At 71.1% G+C, this 13,830-nt stretch carries 12 protein-coding genes; 8 read left to right on the top strand and 4 right to left on the bottom strand.

The features are described from left to right. The first annotated feature begins 217 nt into the window (after positions 1–217). The 5 genes from M2271_RS10185 (at position 218) to M2271_RS10165 (ending at position 5,517) form a co-directional block, all read left to right on the top strand. Positions 218–970, top strand: coding sequence for an SLATT domain-containing protein (locus tag M2271_RS10185; RefSeq protein ID WP_280886802.1), 753 nt, complete (start codon positions 218–220; stop codon positions 968–970). Between the two features lie 319 nt (positions 971–1,289). Beyond that, positions 1,290–2,039: a response regulator transcription factor gene (locus M2271_RS10180; protein ID WP_280886801.1), complete on the top strand. Its 750-nt coding sequence runs from the start codon at positions 1,290–1,292 to the stop codon at positions 2,037–2,039. 37 nt (positions 2,040–2,076) lie between these two features. Next, positions 2,077–4,134, top strand: a complete 2,058-nt coding sequence (locus M2271_RS10175; protein WP_280887027.1) for a HAMP domain-containing sensor histidine kinase — start codon at positions 2,077–2,079, stop codon at positions 4,132–4,134. 76 nt (positions 4,135–4,210) lie between these two features. After that, a complete protein-coding gene (locus M2271_RS10170) occupies positions 4,211–4,618 on the top strand; it encodes a sortase-dependent protein (RefSeq protein WP_280886800.1) in 408 nt (135 codons plus the stop codon). A gap of 254 nt (positions 4,619–4,872) precedes the next feature. Next, the gene (locus M2271_RS10165; RefSeq protein WP_280886799.1) at positions 4,873–5,517 is read left to right on the top strand and encodes a class F sortase; all 645 of its coding nucleotides are present in this window, start codon (positions 4,873–4,875) and stop codon (positions 5,515–5,517) included. 76 nt (positions 5,518–5,593) lie between these two features. On the opposite strand, the gene M2271_RS10160 is transcribed toward M2271_RS10165, so the two are convergent. After that, positions 5,594–7,999: a serine/threonine-protein kinase gene (locus tag M2271_RS10160; RefSeq protein ID WP_280886798.1), complete on the bottom strand. Its 2,406-nt coding sequence runs from the start codon at positions 7,997–7,999 to the stop codon at positions 5,594–5,596. 258 nt (positions 8,000–8,257) lie between these two features. Between M2271_RS10160 and M2271_RS10155 the strand changes: the two genes are divergently transcribed. From M2271_RS10155 to M2271_RS10145, 3 genes are all read left to right on the top strand, one after another. After that, positions 8,258–9,616: an aspartate aminotransferase family protein gene (locus M2271_RS10155; RefSeq protein ID WP_280886797.1), complete on the top strand. Its 1,359-nt coding sequence runs from the start codon at positions 8,258–8,260 to the stop codon at positions 9,614–9,616. Positions 9,617–9,810: 194 nt separating this feature from the next. Then, complete coding sequence (locus M2271_RS10150) at positions 9,811–10,509, top strand: GntR family transcriptional regulator (RefSeq protein WP_280886796.1); 699 nt, start codon at positions 9,811–9,813, stop codon at positions 10,507–10,509. Between the two features lie 362 nt (positions 10,510–10,871). Beyond that, positions 10,872–11,522, top strand: coding sequence for a hypothetical protein (locus M2271_RS10145; RefSeq protein ID WP_280886795.1), 651 nt, complete (start codon positions 10,872–10,874; stop codon positions 11,520–11,522). Positions 11,523–11,601: 79 nt separating this feature from the next. Here the strand turns inward: M2271_RS10145 and M2271_RS10140 are convergent, their stop codons facing one another. The 3 genes from M2271_RS10140 to M2271_RS10130 all read right to left on the bottom strand — a co-directional run. Beyond that, positions 11,602–11,895, bottom strand: a complete 294-nt coding sequence (locus M2271_RS10140) for a DUF3303 family protein (protein WP_280886794.1) — start codon at positions 11,893–11,895, stop codon at positions 11,602–11,604. A gap of 224 nt (positions 11,896–12,119) precedes the next feature. Then, positions 12,120–13,319 (bottom strand): RNA-guided endonuclease TnpB family protein, encoded by a 1,200-nt coding sequence (locus M2271_RS10135; RefSeq protein ID WP_280887026.1) that lies wholly within the window; start codon positions 13,317–13,319, stop codon positions 12,120–12,122. 104 nt (positions 13,320–13,423) lie between these two features. Beyond that, the coding region (locus M2271_RS10130; RefSeq protein WP_280886793.1) for an HNH endonuclease at positions 13,424–13,830 on the bottom strand (407 nt) is incomplete at its 5' end.

Here is a 13,830-nt window from a genome sequence, read left to right as displayed (position 1 = left end):
CCTACGTGGTCTGTGCGGCCGTCGCTCCAGCACTCTTTCGAGTGAGTGGGCTGGTGAGTCGTATACCTGATCAAGGCCTACTTCCGGGCGGAAAAGTGACGAAACCCGGACCTTCGCCACCCATTGGGAGGTAGTAAGAGTTGCGCGTGGGCACACATGTGGTCACACAGCGTGATCGGTCGGGATCAGGCGGTCGGGATCAGGTAGGGAGTGCCGGGTGGGTCAGCCGGAGATGCAGCCCGAGGGTCCGCCTCAGGACGGGCGGGGCGAGGGGGCGGCCGGGCTGCGGCCGGGCGATCTGACCGGGCGGGCGTTTCCGCTCGGCGACTGGGGCGAGCCGGCGGAGCGGCTGGACGAGCTGTACCAGTGGGTGGAGCGCGGGGCGCTGGAGACCGCGGCCTGGTATCTCGCGGACCGGGTGTGGAAGCGGCGGGGGGCGCGGGTGCTGCGGGTGGGTGCCGCGGGTGGGGCGGTGGCGGGGGCCGCGTTGCCGTTGCTGGACATGACGGGGGTGATGGGCGGGGTCGCGCCCTGGGGGTATCTGGCGCTGCTGCTGGGCGTGGCGTGTGTGGCCGGGGACCGGTTCTTCGGTGTGACGTCCGGGTGGATAAGGGACGTGGCCACGGCACAGGCCGTGCAGCGGCGGCTCCAGGCGCTGCAGTTCGACTGGGCGTCGGCGAGTGTGCGGGAGGTTCTGGGGCCGGCGGACGGAACGGCCTGCGAGGCGGCGGACCGGTGCCTCGGGGTGCTGCGTCGGTTCTCGGAGGACGTCACCGAGTTGGTACGGGCTGAGACGGCGGACTGGATGGTGGAGTTCCGGGCGGGGGCAGCGCCGATGGGGATCCACACAGTGGGGATCGTGGGGCAGCGGCAGGAGTCGGGGTCGGGGGGGCAGGGGCGGTTTCCGTTGCCGCCGGGGACCGGCACCCGCCCGAACATGCCTCGGCAGCGGCCACCTGAGCCCAGGTGAGGGAAGGTCCCGGGCCGTCGACGACCGGTGTCACCTATCGTCTGTCACCCCTCGTCTGTCACCCCTCGTCTGTCACCCCTCGTCTCGTCGGTGTTCCGCAGGTTGAGCGCGGGTCAGGCATCATCCGGCCACGTGAGGAAGCGCCACCGGCAGCGCACCGCACCGCACCGCACTGCACCGCACTGCACCGCACGATGGAGCATGGCTTTCGTGTGACGAGCCCCCCACGCCACGGTCGGCGTCCTGCCCGACGAACTCCCTTAAGGACAAAGCGACTTACCACCATCCCCCGGTGCCGCACTCCCTTACCATCCTCGGCGTGTGCGCAAACATCCTGGTCGCGGAAGACGACACGAAGCAGGCAGAACTGGTGCGCCGTTACCTGGAGCACGAGGGACACGCGGTCACGGTCGTCGAGGACGGCCGTGCGGCTCTCGAGGAGGTGCGGCACCGGGAACCCGAACTGCTGGTACTCGACGTGATGATGCCCCGGGCCGACGGCCTCGACGTGGTGCGGATCCTGCGCGCCGAGTCCCGTGAGGTACCGGTGCTGATGCTGACGGCCCGCAGCACCGAGGACGATCTGCTGCTGGGCCTGGATCTGGGCGCCGACGACTACATGACCAAGCCGTTCAGCCCACGTGAGCTGGTGGCCCGGATCCGTACCCTGCTGCGCCGCAACAGACGTTCTGCCGCACCCACGCCCGTACCGGCCCCCGTGCCCGTGCCCCTGGAGGACGACGTGTTGTCGGTCGGCACGCTCCGGGTGGATCCGGTCCGGCACGAGGTGTCGGTCGGCGGGAGACCGGTCGAGTGCACGCCCGGCGAGTTCCGCATCCTCACCGCGATGGCGGCGGAGGCCGACCGGGTCTTCACCCGGCAGCAACTCCTGGCGGAGCTGCACGGCTTCGACAAGTACATCAGCAGCCGCACCGTCGATGTGCACGTCATGAATCTGCGCAAGAAGATCGAGCGGGCCCCGCGGCGGCCGGTCCGGCTGCTCACCGTCTTCGGCGTCGGCTACAAGCTGACCGATCCGGCGAAGGGCGCACGTCGTGCGTCGTCGTAACGAGCGCGACCAGCGCGACGATCGTGACCGGCGCGGCCTGCGTGACCGGCGTGACCGGCAGGCCGAACGTGCCGAGCGGCAGCGACTGCCGCTCCGCAAGAGCCTGCTCGGGCGACTGCTGACCGTGTCGGCGCTGGTGGCCTCGTGCTCGGTCGCCGCCACCGCCTGGCTCGCCGTGCAGACGACGTCCGTCGCGATCCGCCAGGAGCAGGGGCAGAACCTCAGCGCCGACGCGAAGATCTACAACACCCTGCTGGGGTACGCGGCCGGCCATCCCGACTGGAACGGCGTCGGCGCCACCGTGCGGGAACTGGCCCGGCAGTCCGACCGCCGGATCGTGCTGACCACCGAGGACCGGCGACCGCTCCTCGACTCCGCCGACGACACCCCGTCCGCCTCGTCCACCGCCTCCCTGCCTTCGCAGGCGTCGGCGGTCGTCGACCCGCTGTCGGTCGATACGGTACTGGTGCCCGACGCCGTTCCGGTCGGCGCGGACCGCGTCGATCCACGGGCCGTGGGGCCGTTCCTGCTGCCTGCGAAGGAACGTGCGGCCCTGCACAGGGCCACCGCCCGGGGCGTGGAGTGCCTCGCCGCCGGGGGTATCGCCGCGGACGTCGTCCAGAGCCCGAGCGGCCGGCCCCGCATCCAGTTCGTGAGCGACGCCACCGACCGCCTCCTGGAGCTGAAGTGTCTGGCGGTGGGCGGGGCCACCGAGGCCACCGCGACCGAGCAGAAGGCCCTGCGCGCGCTCGAGCTGCTCGCCGACGCCTGTCTGAAGCGGCAGGGCCGCACGGGCGTGAAACTGAACCTGGGCCTGTCCTGGGCGCGGGGATCCGGGCAGGACGGCAGCGACGCCGGCTCGTCGGCGCCGGTCCCCGTGCCCGACACCCGCATCACCGAGAGCTCCGACGAGGAGGAGGCGCTCAAGCGGAAAGTGGCCGAGGACCGGAGAGCGGCCGTGGCAGCCGTCCCGGACGACGGCACGGCGCACGGCGCGACGAAGGTCCGCGACAGCGGGTACGACCGGGCCGTGGCCGCGTGTGTCGGCAGTGCCCGCCGCGAGCAGCTCACGGCGTACGTCGCCACGCCCGCCCTGCTGTTCATCGACGGCCCCGGCGCGGTCAGCGTGCCCGGTTTCGACCTCTCCCCGGCCAACACCGCACGCATCGCCGGTGTCACGGCCCTGGTCCTCACCCTCACTGTCGGCGCCTCGGTGATCGCCGGAGCCCGGCTCGTACGCCCGCTGCACGCGCTCACCGGCGCCGCCCAGCGGATGCGGGACGGCCTGGATACGGCGCCCGTGCCGGTCGGCACGGACAACGAGATCGGCAGGCTGGCGGCGGCCTTCAACGACATGGCCGCGCACCGCATCCGGCTGGAGGAGCAGCGCAAGGTGATGGTCAGCGACGTCGCCCACGAGCTGCGTACCCCGCTGAGCAACATCCGAGGCTGGCTGGAGGCCGCGCAGGACGGTCTCGCCGAGCCGGACCCGGCGTTCCTCTCCTCGCTCCACGACGAGGCGCTACAGCTCCAGCACCTCATCAACGATCTGCAGGACCTGGGGGCGGCCGACGCGGGCGCGCTGCGCCTGCACCTGGAGCCGGTCCGGGTGGACGACCTGCTGGGCCAGGTCGCCGCGGCGCACCAGGGGCCGGCCGAGACGGCGGGCGTCACCGTGCGGGTCGTACCGGCGTCCGGCTCCTCTGCGCCTCTGACGGAGGCCGACCCGGTCCGGTTGCGGCAGGCCGTCAGCAACCTGCTGTCCAACGCGGTACGCCACACACCGCCCGGAGGCCGGGTGACACTGCGCTCGTACGTCACCGACGCCGGGGACGAGGTGGCCGTGGAGGTGGCCGACACCGGCAGCGGCATCGCGGCGGACGACCTCCCGCACGTGTTCGACCGCTTCTGGCGGGCGGAGAAGTCCCGCAACCGCAGCACCGGCGGCAGCGGCCTCGGCCTGGCGATCGTCCTCAAACTCGCCGAGGCGCACGGCGGCACGGCTGCCGTGGTGAGCACCGAGGGAGTGGGCACGGTCTTCACCCTGCGGCTGCCGGCCCTGGCCGGCCCTGATGCGATGACCATGGCGCTCTGACAGGTTCTTCACAAGGAGCGGCAAGTCTTCGGGCATGCCCGCGGCCACCGAGGCCGGGCCGGAACTGGAGCCACACATGTCTCGCATGCCCCGCCGTCTCACCCTGCGTTTCGCCTTGCTGACCGCCGTCACGGCCGGCGCCCTGCTCGCCCCGGCCACCGCGGCCCTCGCCGCCGCCCCGGCCCCGACGGCCACTGCGGGGACCGACGACTCGGACGCGGCCAAGAGGAAGGCGGAGCTCGCCAGGAAGATGAAGGAGGACGAGGCGCAGAAGCAGAAGAAGGCGGCGGCGGTCGCCGAGGCCCGGAAGGCCCAGGCCGCCAAGGAGATGCCGCGCGGCGGAGTCGCCGCGGGTGAGGCCGTGGCCGGGGGCAGCGGTTCGGACACCACCGCTCTCGCCGGTTCGGCCGCCGGTGCGGTGCTGCTCGCGGGCGCCGCCACCTTCGTGGTACGCCGCCGCGCCGCCGGCCGACGCGAGGCCTGATCCGGCCCACCGTCCCACCGGCCCCGTCCCACCGGCCGGTCGGCCCACCGTCCCACCGGCCCCGTCCCACCGGCCGGTCGGCCGACCGTCCCACCGGCCGACCGGCCGGCCGGCCGACCGGCCGACCGGACAACGGACACCGGACCCGTCCGACCGGCCCACCCGCCCCCGTCCGACCAGACACATCTGTGGCGCCGTCCCTCCGTCGGGCGGCGCCACCGCGTGTTGCACCCACCCCTGCTCTGGAGTCCGTCGTGTCCCCTGCACACCCTCCGGTACGGCGATTCGGCACGCTGCCGGCCCTCGCCCGGCTCACCCTTGGCGTGCCCCTGGCCCTCACCGTGCTCGCCGGCTGCTCGTCCGCCGCCCCCGACAAGGCTGCCGGCCCGGTCGCCGTCGCCTCCGCCGCCTCGCCCTCCGCCGCCCCGTCACGCGCCGGCGCGCGGACCGAGCGGCCCGCGGCTCCCGCCGAGGTGGCCATCCCTTCGATCGGGGTCACCAGCCCCCTGATGGAGCTCGGTCTCAACGCGGACGGCACAGTCGAGGTTCCCCCGGCCGAGAAGGGCATGACCGCCGGCTGGTACACCGGCGGTTCCGTGCCCGGTGAGCCCGGTGCCGCCGTCATCATCGGCCACAACGACACCCGCTATGGCAAGGCCGTCTTCCACGACCTCCACAAGATCACCAACGGTGCGGACATCACCGTCACCGACGCGCAAGGAGGGGCGGCGCACTTCACCGTCACGGGCACCGAGAGCGTCAGCAAGAAGGCCTTCCCCACCCAGAAGGTCTACGGCCCCACCCAGGGCCGCGCCCTGCGGCTGATCACCTGCGATGGCGACTTCGACGCCCTGGGGCACCCGGTGAACAACCTCATCGTCTACGCGACGCTGAATTGAGCCCACCGGCCGCCCCTCTCAGCCGTCGCGCACCGCCCCCGAGAGCCGATCGGCGTTCGGCACGTGGCCGGTGCGGTCATTGGCGGGTGTACGTCAGCGTTTTGTCGGTTCCGGAGTCCGTGCGCTGGAGGGTTCCGTCCGGGAGCAGCATGATCGCGGTCGGCGCTCCCGGGGCGCAGGTGGAGCGTGGCTCGCCGCTGGTGACTCTGGACGGGCCGATGCCCAATGTGCCGTCCTCGTCCGGTGCTTGGTCCAGATCCGCCTGGAAGACGCAATGGTAGGCGCCGTTCGCGGTGGGGCCGTCGGCGACGAGTGACAGGACCGTGTCGCCCACCGACCCCTGCTGAAGAGTCAGTTCGCGGGTGTGCAGACCGTCGGCGTTCGTGAGCGTGGCGGTCCAGGTGCCGAGAAGGTCGGCCGGGATCACACCGTCCGACGGCGACTCGGAGGGGGTCGACTGGTTCGACCGGCTCGGCCGGCTCGGCTGCGAGGGGGCGGGGGACGGCTGCTGCCGCGGGGCGCTCTGATCGGGTGTGGCCGGAGCGGTCGCCGAGGGGGTGGAGGTACCACCGCCCGCCTGATCGTCATCACCACGGTTGAGCAGCTCGTACACCGAGCCGCCGGCGGCGAGCGCGACGACCAGTGCGACGACGACGAGTGCGACGGTGGAGCGGGACTTCATCCCAGGGTCCTGGGGGTTGGCGGGGCCGTGGGGCGGCGTGGGCGCGATGGGCGGCGGCCCGTAGGGCGGGGTCTGCCCCAGGCCGCCGAACTGGCCGTACTGGCTGGGCAGGCCCTGCGAGTCGTACTGGCCGTACGGCGGTGTGGAGTCCGGGGCGGGGCCTGGCGTCGCCGACCAGGTTCCGGGGGCGCCGGCTCCGGGTTGCCGGGGGTGGGCGTACGCCGAGGGCTGCGGATGCTGTTGCGGGTAGCCGTCGGCGGGGTGGACGGGGGCATCGCCGGGGGCAGAGGGTGGGGCTGTCGGGTGTCCTGGAGTTCCCGGCGGGGGCGTGTGACCGGCCTGGCCTGCGACGATGGTGGGCAGGTGAGCCATCCGGGCCCCGCTGCCGAGTTGCCCGTGCACGGGCGGGCCCGGAGGCTCGGCGAGGGCGGACTCGTCACTGGTGGGCGAGTGCTCGGGCCAGGTGGCGGGTGGGTGGCCCGCGGAAGGCCCGGCTGGTACGGGCGCGGGACCCGTCGGAGCAGCGGGCGAGGTCGCGGGAGTGCCGCCCGCCGCAGGCCCGGGTGGGGCGGCGGGCGGGTGCGCCGGCGACGACCCGGGTGAGACGACAGGAGGGTGCCCCACCGACGACCCGTGCGAGGGGGCGGGCGGGTGCCCTGCTGAAGACCCCGGTGGGACGGGAGCGGGGCCCGTCGGAGCGGCGGTGCCAGCGGTGCCGGCGGGACCGACCCCCGGCCCTCCAAAGCCCCCCACAGCCGGAGCCGCACCCGCACCGGCACCCGCACCCGCCGGGCCCGCACCCGACCCCGCCGGACCCGCACCCTCATTCGCCGGGACCGCACCCGACCCCGCCGAGGCCCCCGCCCCGGCCCTCGTCCCCTCCGGATTCTCCGTCTCCAGCAACCGCACCGCGTGCCGCCCCAACTGGGCCACCAGCGCGCCCGGCAGCCACGGGTCGAGCGCACGCCCCCCGGAGACCGTGTCCTCCGCGCCCGTGCGTTCCAGGACGTGGGCCAGGGTCGGGCGGGCGGCCGGGTCCTTCTTCAGGCAGACGCGGACGAGGTCGGCGATGCCCTCGGGGACGCCGGTGAGGTCGGGTTCTTCCTGGGCGATGCGGAACATCAGGGCGTGGACGCCGCTGTTGGCCGTGCCGAAGGGGAGCTTGCCGGTGGCGGCGTAGACGAGGATCGAGCCGAGACAGAAGACGTCGCAGGCCTGGGTGATCCGGTCCCCGCGCACCTGTTCCGGCGCCATGAAGCCCGGTGAGCCGACGAGGGCGCCGGTGCGGGTGAGGCCGCCGTCCGTCACCGTCTCCAGGGCCCGCGCGATGCCGAAGTCGATGACCCGGGGGCCGTCGATCGTGATCAGCACGTTGGACGGCTTGAGGTCGCGGTGGACGATCCCGGCCGCGTGGATGTCCCCCAGCGCGTGCGCCAGCCCCGCCCCCAGGATGCGTACCGAACGCTCCGGCAGCGCCCCGTGGTCATGGCCGACGATCTGCTGAAGGCTGGGCCCGGCGACGTACCCGGTGGCGACCCAGGGCACCGCGGCCTCGGTGTCCGCGTCCAGCACGGGCGCCGTCCAGTACCCGCCGACCTTCCGCGCGGCCTGCACCTCCTGCCGGAAGCGGGCCCGGAACTCTTCCTGCGCGGCCAGTTCCTCCCGCACCAGCTTCACGGCGACCGTGCGCCCCCGGTCGGACCGGGCCAGAAACACCTGCCCCATCCCGCCGGCGCCGAGCCGCGCCAACAGCCGGTACGCGCCGATCCGTTGTGGATCCCCGGGTCCCAGACTCTCCATCGTTGCGCCGCCTTCCCCGCCCCGCACGTGAGCAACAGACCGAGGATAGTGCGGCCCCACCGCGCTGTGAGCTGGGCTCTGTCGACGGTTCCGTAACAGGAAGGGCCCACGCGACAGGTTGTCGAATCGACATCGCCGCGGCCGTCCCACGGCGATGTCGATCGGACTACCTGTCTGTCGTACCTGTCGCGGAAACCTCCCATCCTCGGCCTGGACGCCGATACCGTTTCCGCAGCGCGGACATCTACCCTCGGGCGCATGACTCCTCTGCCAGACCCCGCGGTCGGCGCCGCCGTGAAGGCCGCGGACCGTGCGCATGTGTTCCACTCCTGGTCCGCGCAGGAGCTCATCGACCCGCTCGCCGTCGCCGGCGCCGAGGGGTCGTACTTCTGGGACTACGACGGCAAGCGGTACCTCGACTTCTCCAGCGGCCTCGTCCACACGAACATCGGCTACCAGCACCCGAAGGTCGTCGCCGCGATACAGGAGCAGGCCGCGAGCCTGACCACCTTCGCGCCCGGGTTCGCCATCGAGGCGCGCTCGGAGGCGGCGCGGCTGATCGCCGGGCGGACGCCCGGGGACCTGGACAAGATCTTCTTCACCAACGGCGGGGCCGACGCCGTGGAGCACGCCGTCCGGATGGCGCGGCTGCACACCGGCCGTACGAAGGTGCTGTCGACGTACCGGTCGTACCACGGCGGTACGCAGCAGGCCGTGAACATCACCGGTGACCCGCGCCGCTGGGCGTCGGACAGCGCCGCGGCCGGAGTCGTGCACTTCTGGGCGCCCTACCTCTACCGCTCCCGCTTCTACGCCGAGACCGAGGAGCAGGAGTGCGCGCGGGCGTTGGAGCACCTGGAGACGACGATCGCCTTCGAGGGGCCGGGGACGATCGCCGCGATCATCCTGGAGACGATCCCGGGGACGGCCGGGATCATGGTTCCGCCGCCCGGCTATCTCGCCGGCGTCCGGGAGATCTGCGACAGGTACGGGATCGTCTTCGTGCTGGACGAGGTCATGGCCGGGTTCGGGCGGACCGGTGAGTGGTTCGCGGCGGACCTGTTCGACGTCGTGCCCGACCTGATGACCTTCGCCAAGGGCGTGAACTCCGGATACGTGCCGCTCGGCGGGGTCGCGATCTCCGGGGCGATCGCGGAGACCTTCGCGAAGCGGCCGTACCCGGGCGGGCTGACGTACTCGGGGCATCCGCTGGCGTGTGCGGCGGCGGTCGCGACGATCACCGTCATGGCGGAGGAGGGGATCGTCGAGAACGCCGCCCGGCTCGGGGCGGACGTGGTCGGGCCCGCGCTGCGGGAGCTGGCCGGGCGGCATCCGTCGGTGGGCGAGGTGCGGGGCGTCGGGATGTTCTGGGCCGTGGAGTTGGTGCGGAACCGGGAGACCCGGGAGCCGCTGGTGCCGTACAACGCGGCGGGCGAGAAGAACGCGGCGATGGCCGCGTTCGGGGCCGCCGCGAAGAAGCAGGGGCTGTGGCCGTTCATCAACATGAACAGGACGCATGTGGTGCCGCCGTGCACCGCGAGTGAGGCGGAACTCAAGGACGGGCTGGCCGCGCTGGACGCCGCGCTGGCCGTGGCGGACGAGTACACCGAGGAGTAGGTCCGGTTCACGCAACCCACCGAGGGGTGGGTTGTGGTCCCCGTGCGACCCGTCAAGGGGCAGGCGGCACGGCCCGGATGCAACCCACCAAGGTGTAGGCAGCAGGTACCGGGGCGCCTCGAACGCGTAAGGTGGCGTGTTCGTAGACATGTACGAGTGCCGCACCCGACCCCGACGAGAGAGACGCCCTGACCATGCCCAATAGCGGCACCGGCGCTGTGACCCGCAGCACCCTGCGGCAGCAGATAGCCGACGCGCTTCGAGACGAGGTGCTGGGCGGGCGACTGCAGGCAGGGCAGGAGTTCACGGTGAAGGAGATCGCCGAGCAGTACGGCGTCTCCGCGACACCGGTGCGCGAGGCGCTGGTCGACCTCTCCGCGCAGGGACTCCTCGAAGCCGACCAGCACCGGGGCTTCCGGGTGCCCTCGTACACCGTCGACGACTTCCGCGGGATGATCGAGGCCCGCAGCCTGATCATCGACGGGATGTTCCAGGCGCTGGACAACGGTCACGGGGAGGAACGAAATCTCGACGACCCCCGGACCGCGGCGCTCGTGGCAGGGATACGGCGGCGGGGCGAGGAGGCGAAGCGGGCGGCGGGCCTCGGTGACCTCACCATCCTGATCGGTTACGACCTGCGCTTCTGGCGCGAGCTGAGCGCCCTGTTCGGCAACCCCTATCTCGCCGACTTCCTGAACCGGCTCCGCGTGCAGGCCTGGGTGTGCACCGTGCAGCACCTGCGGGCGCTGACCGATCTGCGCGGCCGACTGTGGGCCGGGCACACCGAGTTGGTGGACGCCCTCGCCCACCGTGACCTCGCGGCCACCCGGACGATCCTCGCCACGCACAACGCTCACGCCCTGGCGCTGATCGAGCGTCTGGGGTCGGCCTGACCGGCCGACCGGCCGGACCGGCCCGATGGACCTGACCGCCTGTCTGACCTGATGGGCCGGCTCGGCAGGATCGGCAGGATCGGCGGGATCGGCCCGATGGACCTGATCGACCTGACCGCTCCGGGCAGGCGAAAATTTGCCAGGCAGGCGCCGACGGCCGGGTGAGCGGGGCGAGTACGGGTATGGGTCCTGCACGAACCGAGCGGGGCGGGACAGGTCGGGAATCGCGCGGGGGGAAGCCGACCGGGTGCCGCACCGATTACCCTGCCTTGACCACGTGCGACCACCACCGTGGGACCACCACCTTGGTCCACCACCGTGCGACCACAACTGTGCGCCGCGAGTAAGCGAGGAGCTGTCTTTTGGCCTGTGACCTGTGGCTGGTGCCGCTCGTCGACGTGTTGTGCCACACCCCGGACAACCCGTTCGCCGAGGAACTCGCGCAATACAACAAGGTGCTCGCCGAGGCCGGGTTGCCGCCGGTGCCGGTGTACCAGTACATGCCGGGCCTGTCCGGAGACGTCGCCCCGGTGGCCGGCTTCGACTACGACGCGCTGCACTTCCTGCGCCGCGTCTATCTGCTCCAGGTCTGCGGACTGCCGGTGACGCCGGTGGACGAGTTGGGCGGCGACTACGAGCAGTTGCTGGAGATGTTCGAGACGACGGCCCAGCAGTCGCACCTGGTCTGGCACTACGACCACGCGGGCGCGTATGTCCCCGTCGACTTCCCGCACCCCCTCGCCAACGACGAACTCCTCGCGGGCGGCGGCCCTCTGGGCTCCTCCCAGACCCTGCTGCGGGAACTGGAGCTCGTGGCCCAGAGCATCGGCATCGATCCGGCCAACCCTCCGGCTGCCCCCGAACCACCCCTCTCGCCCACGGAGTTGGAGGAGCCCGCGGTACCGGCTCCCTACGACCCGAGCCCCTTCGCCCGTGAGCGCCACGTCTGGCTGGGGCTGCACGCGGCGGCGACACGGAGTCTGGCTCAGGGGTCAATGATCGTCTTCAGCTGAGGGTCGGCTCCAGGGCTGAGGACCGGCATTCCGGTCGAGGACGGGCCTTTTCACCCAAGACCGGCATTCCGGCTGAGGGTCAGCGCCCCAGCTGGGAGAGGCCCTTCTGCACGTCCTCCATGTTCATCACCGGGGTGTAGGTGATCTTGGCGCCCAGGTTGAGGAAGAACGGCTCACTGATCACCGGCATCTGCGAGCTGTCCTGCATGTCGAAGACCATGTAGGCGGTGCGCCTGCCGTCCTCGGCGGTGAAGTAGGCCGCTTCGGGCTTGATCTGTTCCACCGACTCCTGGATCAGTTTCGCCAGAGTGCCGTTCCGGATGGCCTCGTTGGCCTTCTCCGTGTCCATCTGGACCTTGAGCAGTACGCGCATCGCTCTCACCTTCTTCTGGTCGACGCACGCAGATGTCACTCCCCAGGATATGCCCGAATACGGCTTTTATCCCCAGAGGTACCCGTCTCTTCGACGCCTCGCTTGCGGCAGTCGGGGAGCTTCGACACGGGCGTGATTAGCGAGGCCGTCTCGTCGTCCAGCACTTGACTTGCTCCTTGGGCTGAAGCCCGAGGATTCTGGCCTTCCATTCCGTTGCCGTGCCGCTACGCGGCACGGGCTTGGGTCAGGAGTCCGTGGCTTCCTGTTTCTTCGCGCTGTGCCGGGATCGCTCCTGGTCTTACCGGCGCTCCGCAGGCTGATACCGCCAGTCCGGCGGCCGTCTTCACGTTGATCGCGGCATTGTGGTCCCGGTCGTGGACGCTGCCGCAGGCGGCGCAGGTCCATTCCCGGACGTTGAGGGGTTTGGGTCCGTCCTTGACGCCGCAGGTGGAGCAGGTCTGAGAGGTCGGCTCGAACCGGCCGATCTTCACCAGGGTCCGGCCGTACCGTTCTGCTTTGTACTCCAGCATGTTCACGAATGAGGCCCAGCCGGCGTCGTGCACGGACTTGGCCAGGCGGGTCCGTGCCAGTCCCGCCACCGACAAGTCCTCCACGGCGATCCCTTGGTTCTCGGAGATCAGCCTGGTGGAGAGCTGGTGGTGGAACTCGTGGCGGGCGTCGGTGACCTTGGCGTGGGCGCGGGCAACCTTGCGGCGGGCCTTCTCGCGGTTCCTGGATCCCTTCTGTTTGCGGGACAGTTCCCGCTGGGCCTTCTTCAGCTTCTTCTCCGCGCGGCGCAGAAACCGCGGGGAGTCGATCTTCGTGCCGTCGGAGAGGACGGCGAAGTGGGTGAGACCGAGATCGATGCCGATGGTGCGGTCGGTGTCGGGCATCCGGGTCGCGTCTGCGGCGGGGTCGGTGTCGATGACGAAGGAGGCGAAGAACCTGCCGGCCGCGTCCTTGACGACGGTGACGGAGGAGGGCGTGGTGGGCAGGGTGCGGGACCACTTCACCTTCACCGCGCCGATCTTCGGCAGGTTCAGGCGCCCCTTCTCGGTGACTGACCAGCGGGCGTTGGCCGTGAACCGGATCGACTGCCGCTTGTCCTTGCGAGACTTGAAGCGGGGCGGGCCGGTCCTGGGGCCCTTGCGGGTGCCCTTGAGGGAGGCGAAGAAGTTGCGGTACGCAGTCTCGACGTCGCGCAGGGACTGCTGGAGAACGACCGCGGAAACCTCGCCCAGCCAGGACCGCTCCACCGTCCGCTTCGCCTCGGTAATCAGCCGTGTGGACAGCTCGCCGATCTTCGGGAACGGCCGCTGGGCCTTGCGGGCGTCCTCGCGGGCACGCACCGCGTCGTTGAACACGACACGGGCGCACCCGAACGCCCTCGCCAACGCCCTCTGCTGGCCTGTGTCCGGGTACAGGTCGGGTAGCCGGGATGCATTACTGCATCCCGGCCCCCTCAGAACCGTGCGTGCACCTTTCAATGCACACGGCTCAAGCTCGCCCCATGGGCCAGCGCATTTCTTCAGTTGGCCCGCTTGCCGTCTTGAGCATGTAGCTGTCGATGGCATGCGGAGTGCACGAGACGAAGGTTGGTTCTCTCGTCGGAGCCGCCTTCTCGCCGGTAGACGAAGTGATGCTTGTTCAGCATCTTCTTCGACGCCGCGAACCAGTTGATCCACTCGCGTGGACTGTCCGGTTCGTACTCGGCCCCAGCGATGAGCGCCTGATTGCAGAGCGGGCACAGCCCCTTCTGCTTGTACGCCAGGGACAGGCTTACCTTGTCCATTGGCGGTGGCGTCTTCTTCCGGCGGCGTCCTTGCCAGTACTCGTTCAGGGATGGGTCGTCAGGAGACGCCGCGCCCTTCACTTGTACGTGGCGGACGATTTTCGTCCATTTGAAATATGGAAGGTAGGCACCACTGTTGCGAT

The sequence above is a fragment of the Streptomyces sp. LBL genome (assembly GCF_029893585.1).
GTDB lineage: Bacteria > Actinomycetota > Actinomycetes > Streptomycetales > Streptomycetaceae > Streptomyces.
This window is presented reverse-complemented; position numbering and strand designations above follow the sequence as displayed.

Excerpts from the sequence above, each read along its gene's own strand:
- M2271_RS10170 (WP_280886800.1), top strand. The coding sequence starts at position 4,211 with ATGTCTCGCATGCCCCGCCGTCTCACCCTGCGTTTCGCCTTGCTGACC.
- M2271_RS10160 (WP_280886798.1), bottom strand. The coding sequence starts at position 7,999 with ATGGAGAGTCTGGGACCCGGGGATCCACAACGGATCGGCGCGTACCGG.
- M2271_RS10155 (WP_280886797.1), top strand. The coding sequence starts at position 8,258 with ATGACTCCTCTGCCAGACCCCGCGGTCGGCGCCGCCGTGAAGGCCGCG.
- M2271_RS10150 (WP_280886796.1), top strand. The coding sequence starts at position 9,811 with ATGCCCAATAGCGGCACCGGCGCTGTGACCCGCAGCACCCTGCGGCAG.
- M2271_RS10140 (WP_280886794.1), bottom strand. The coding sequence starts at position 11,895 with ATGCGCGTACTGCTCAAGGTCCAGATGGACACGGAGAAGGCCAACGAG.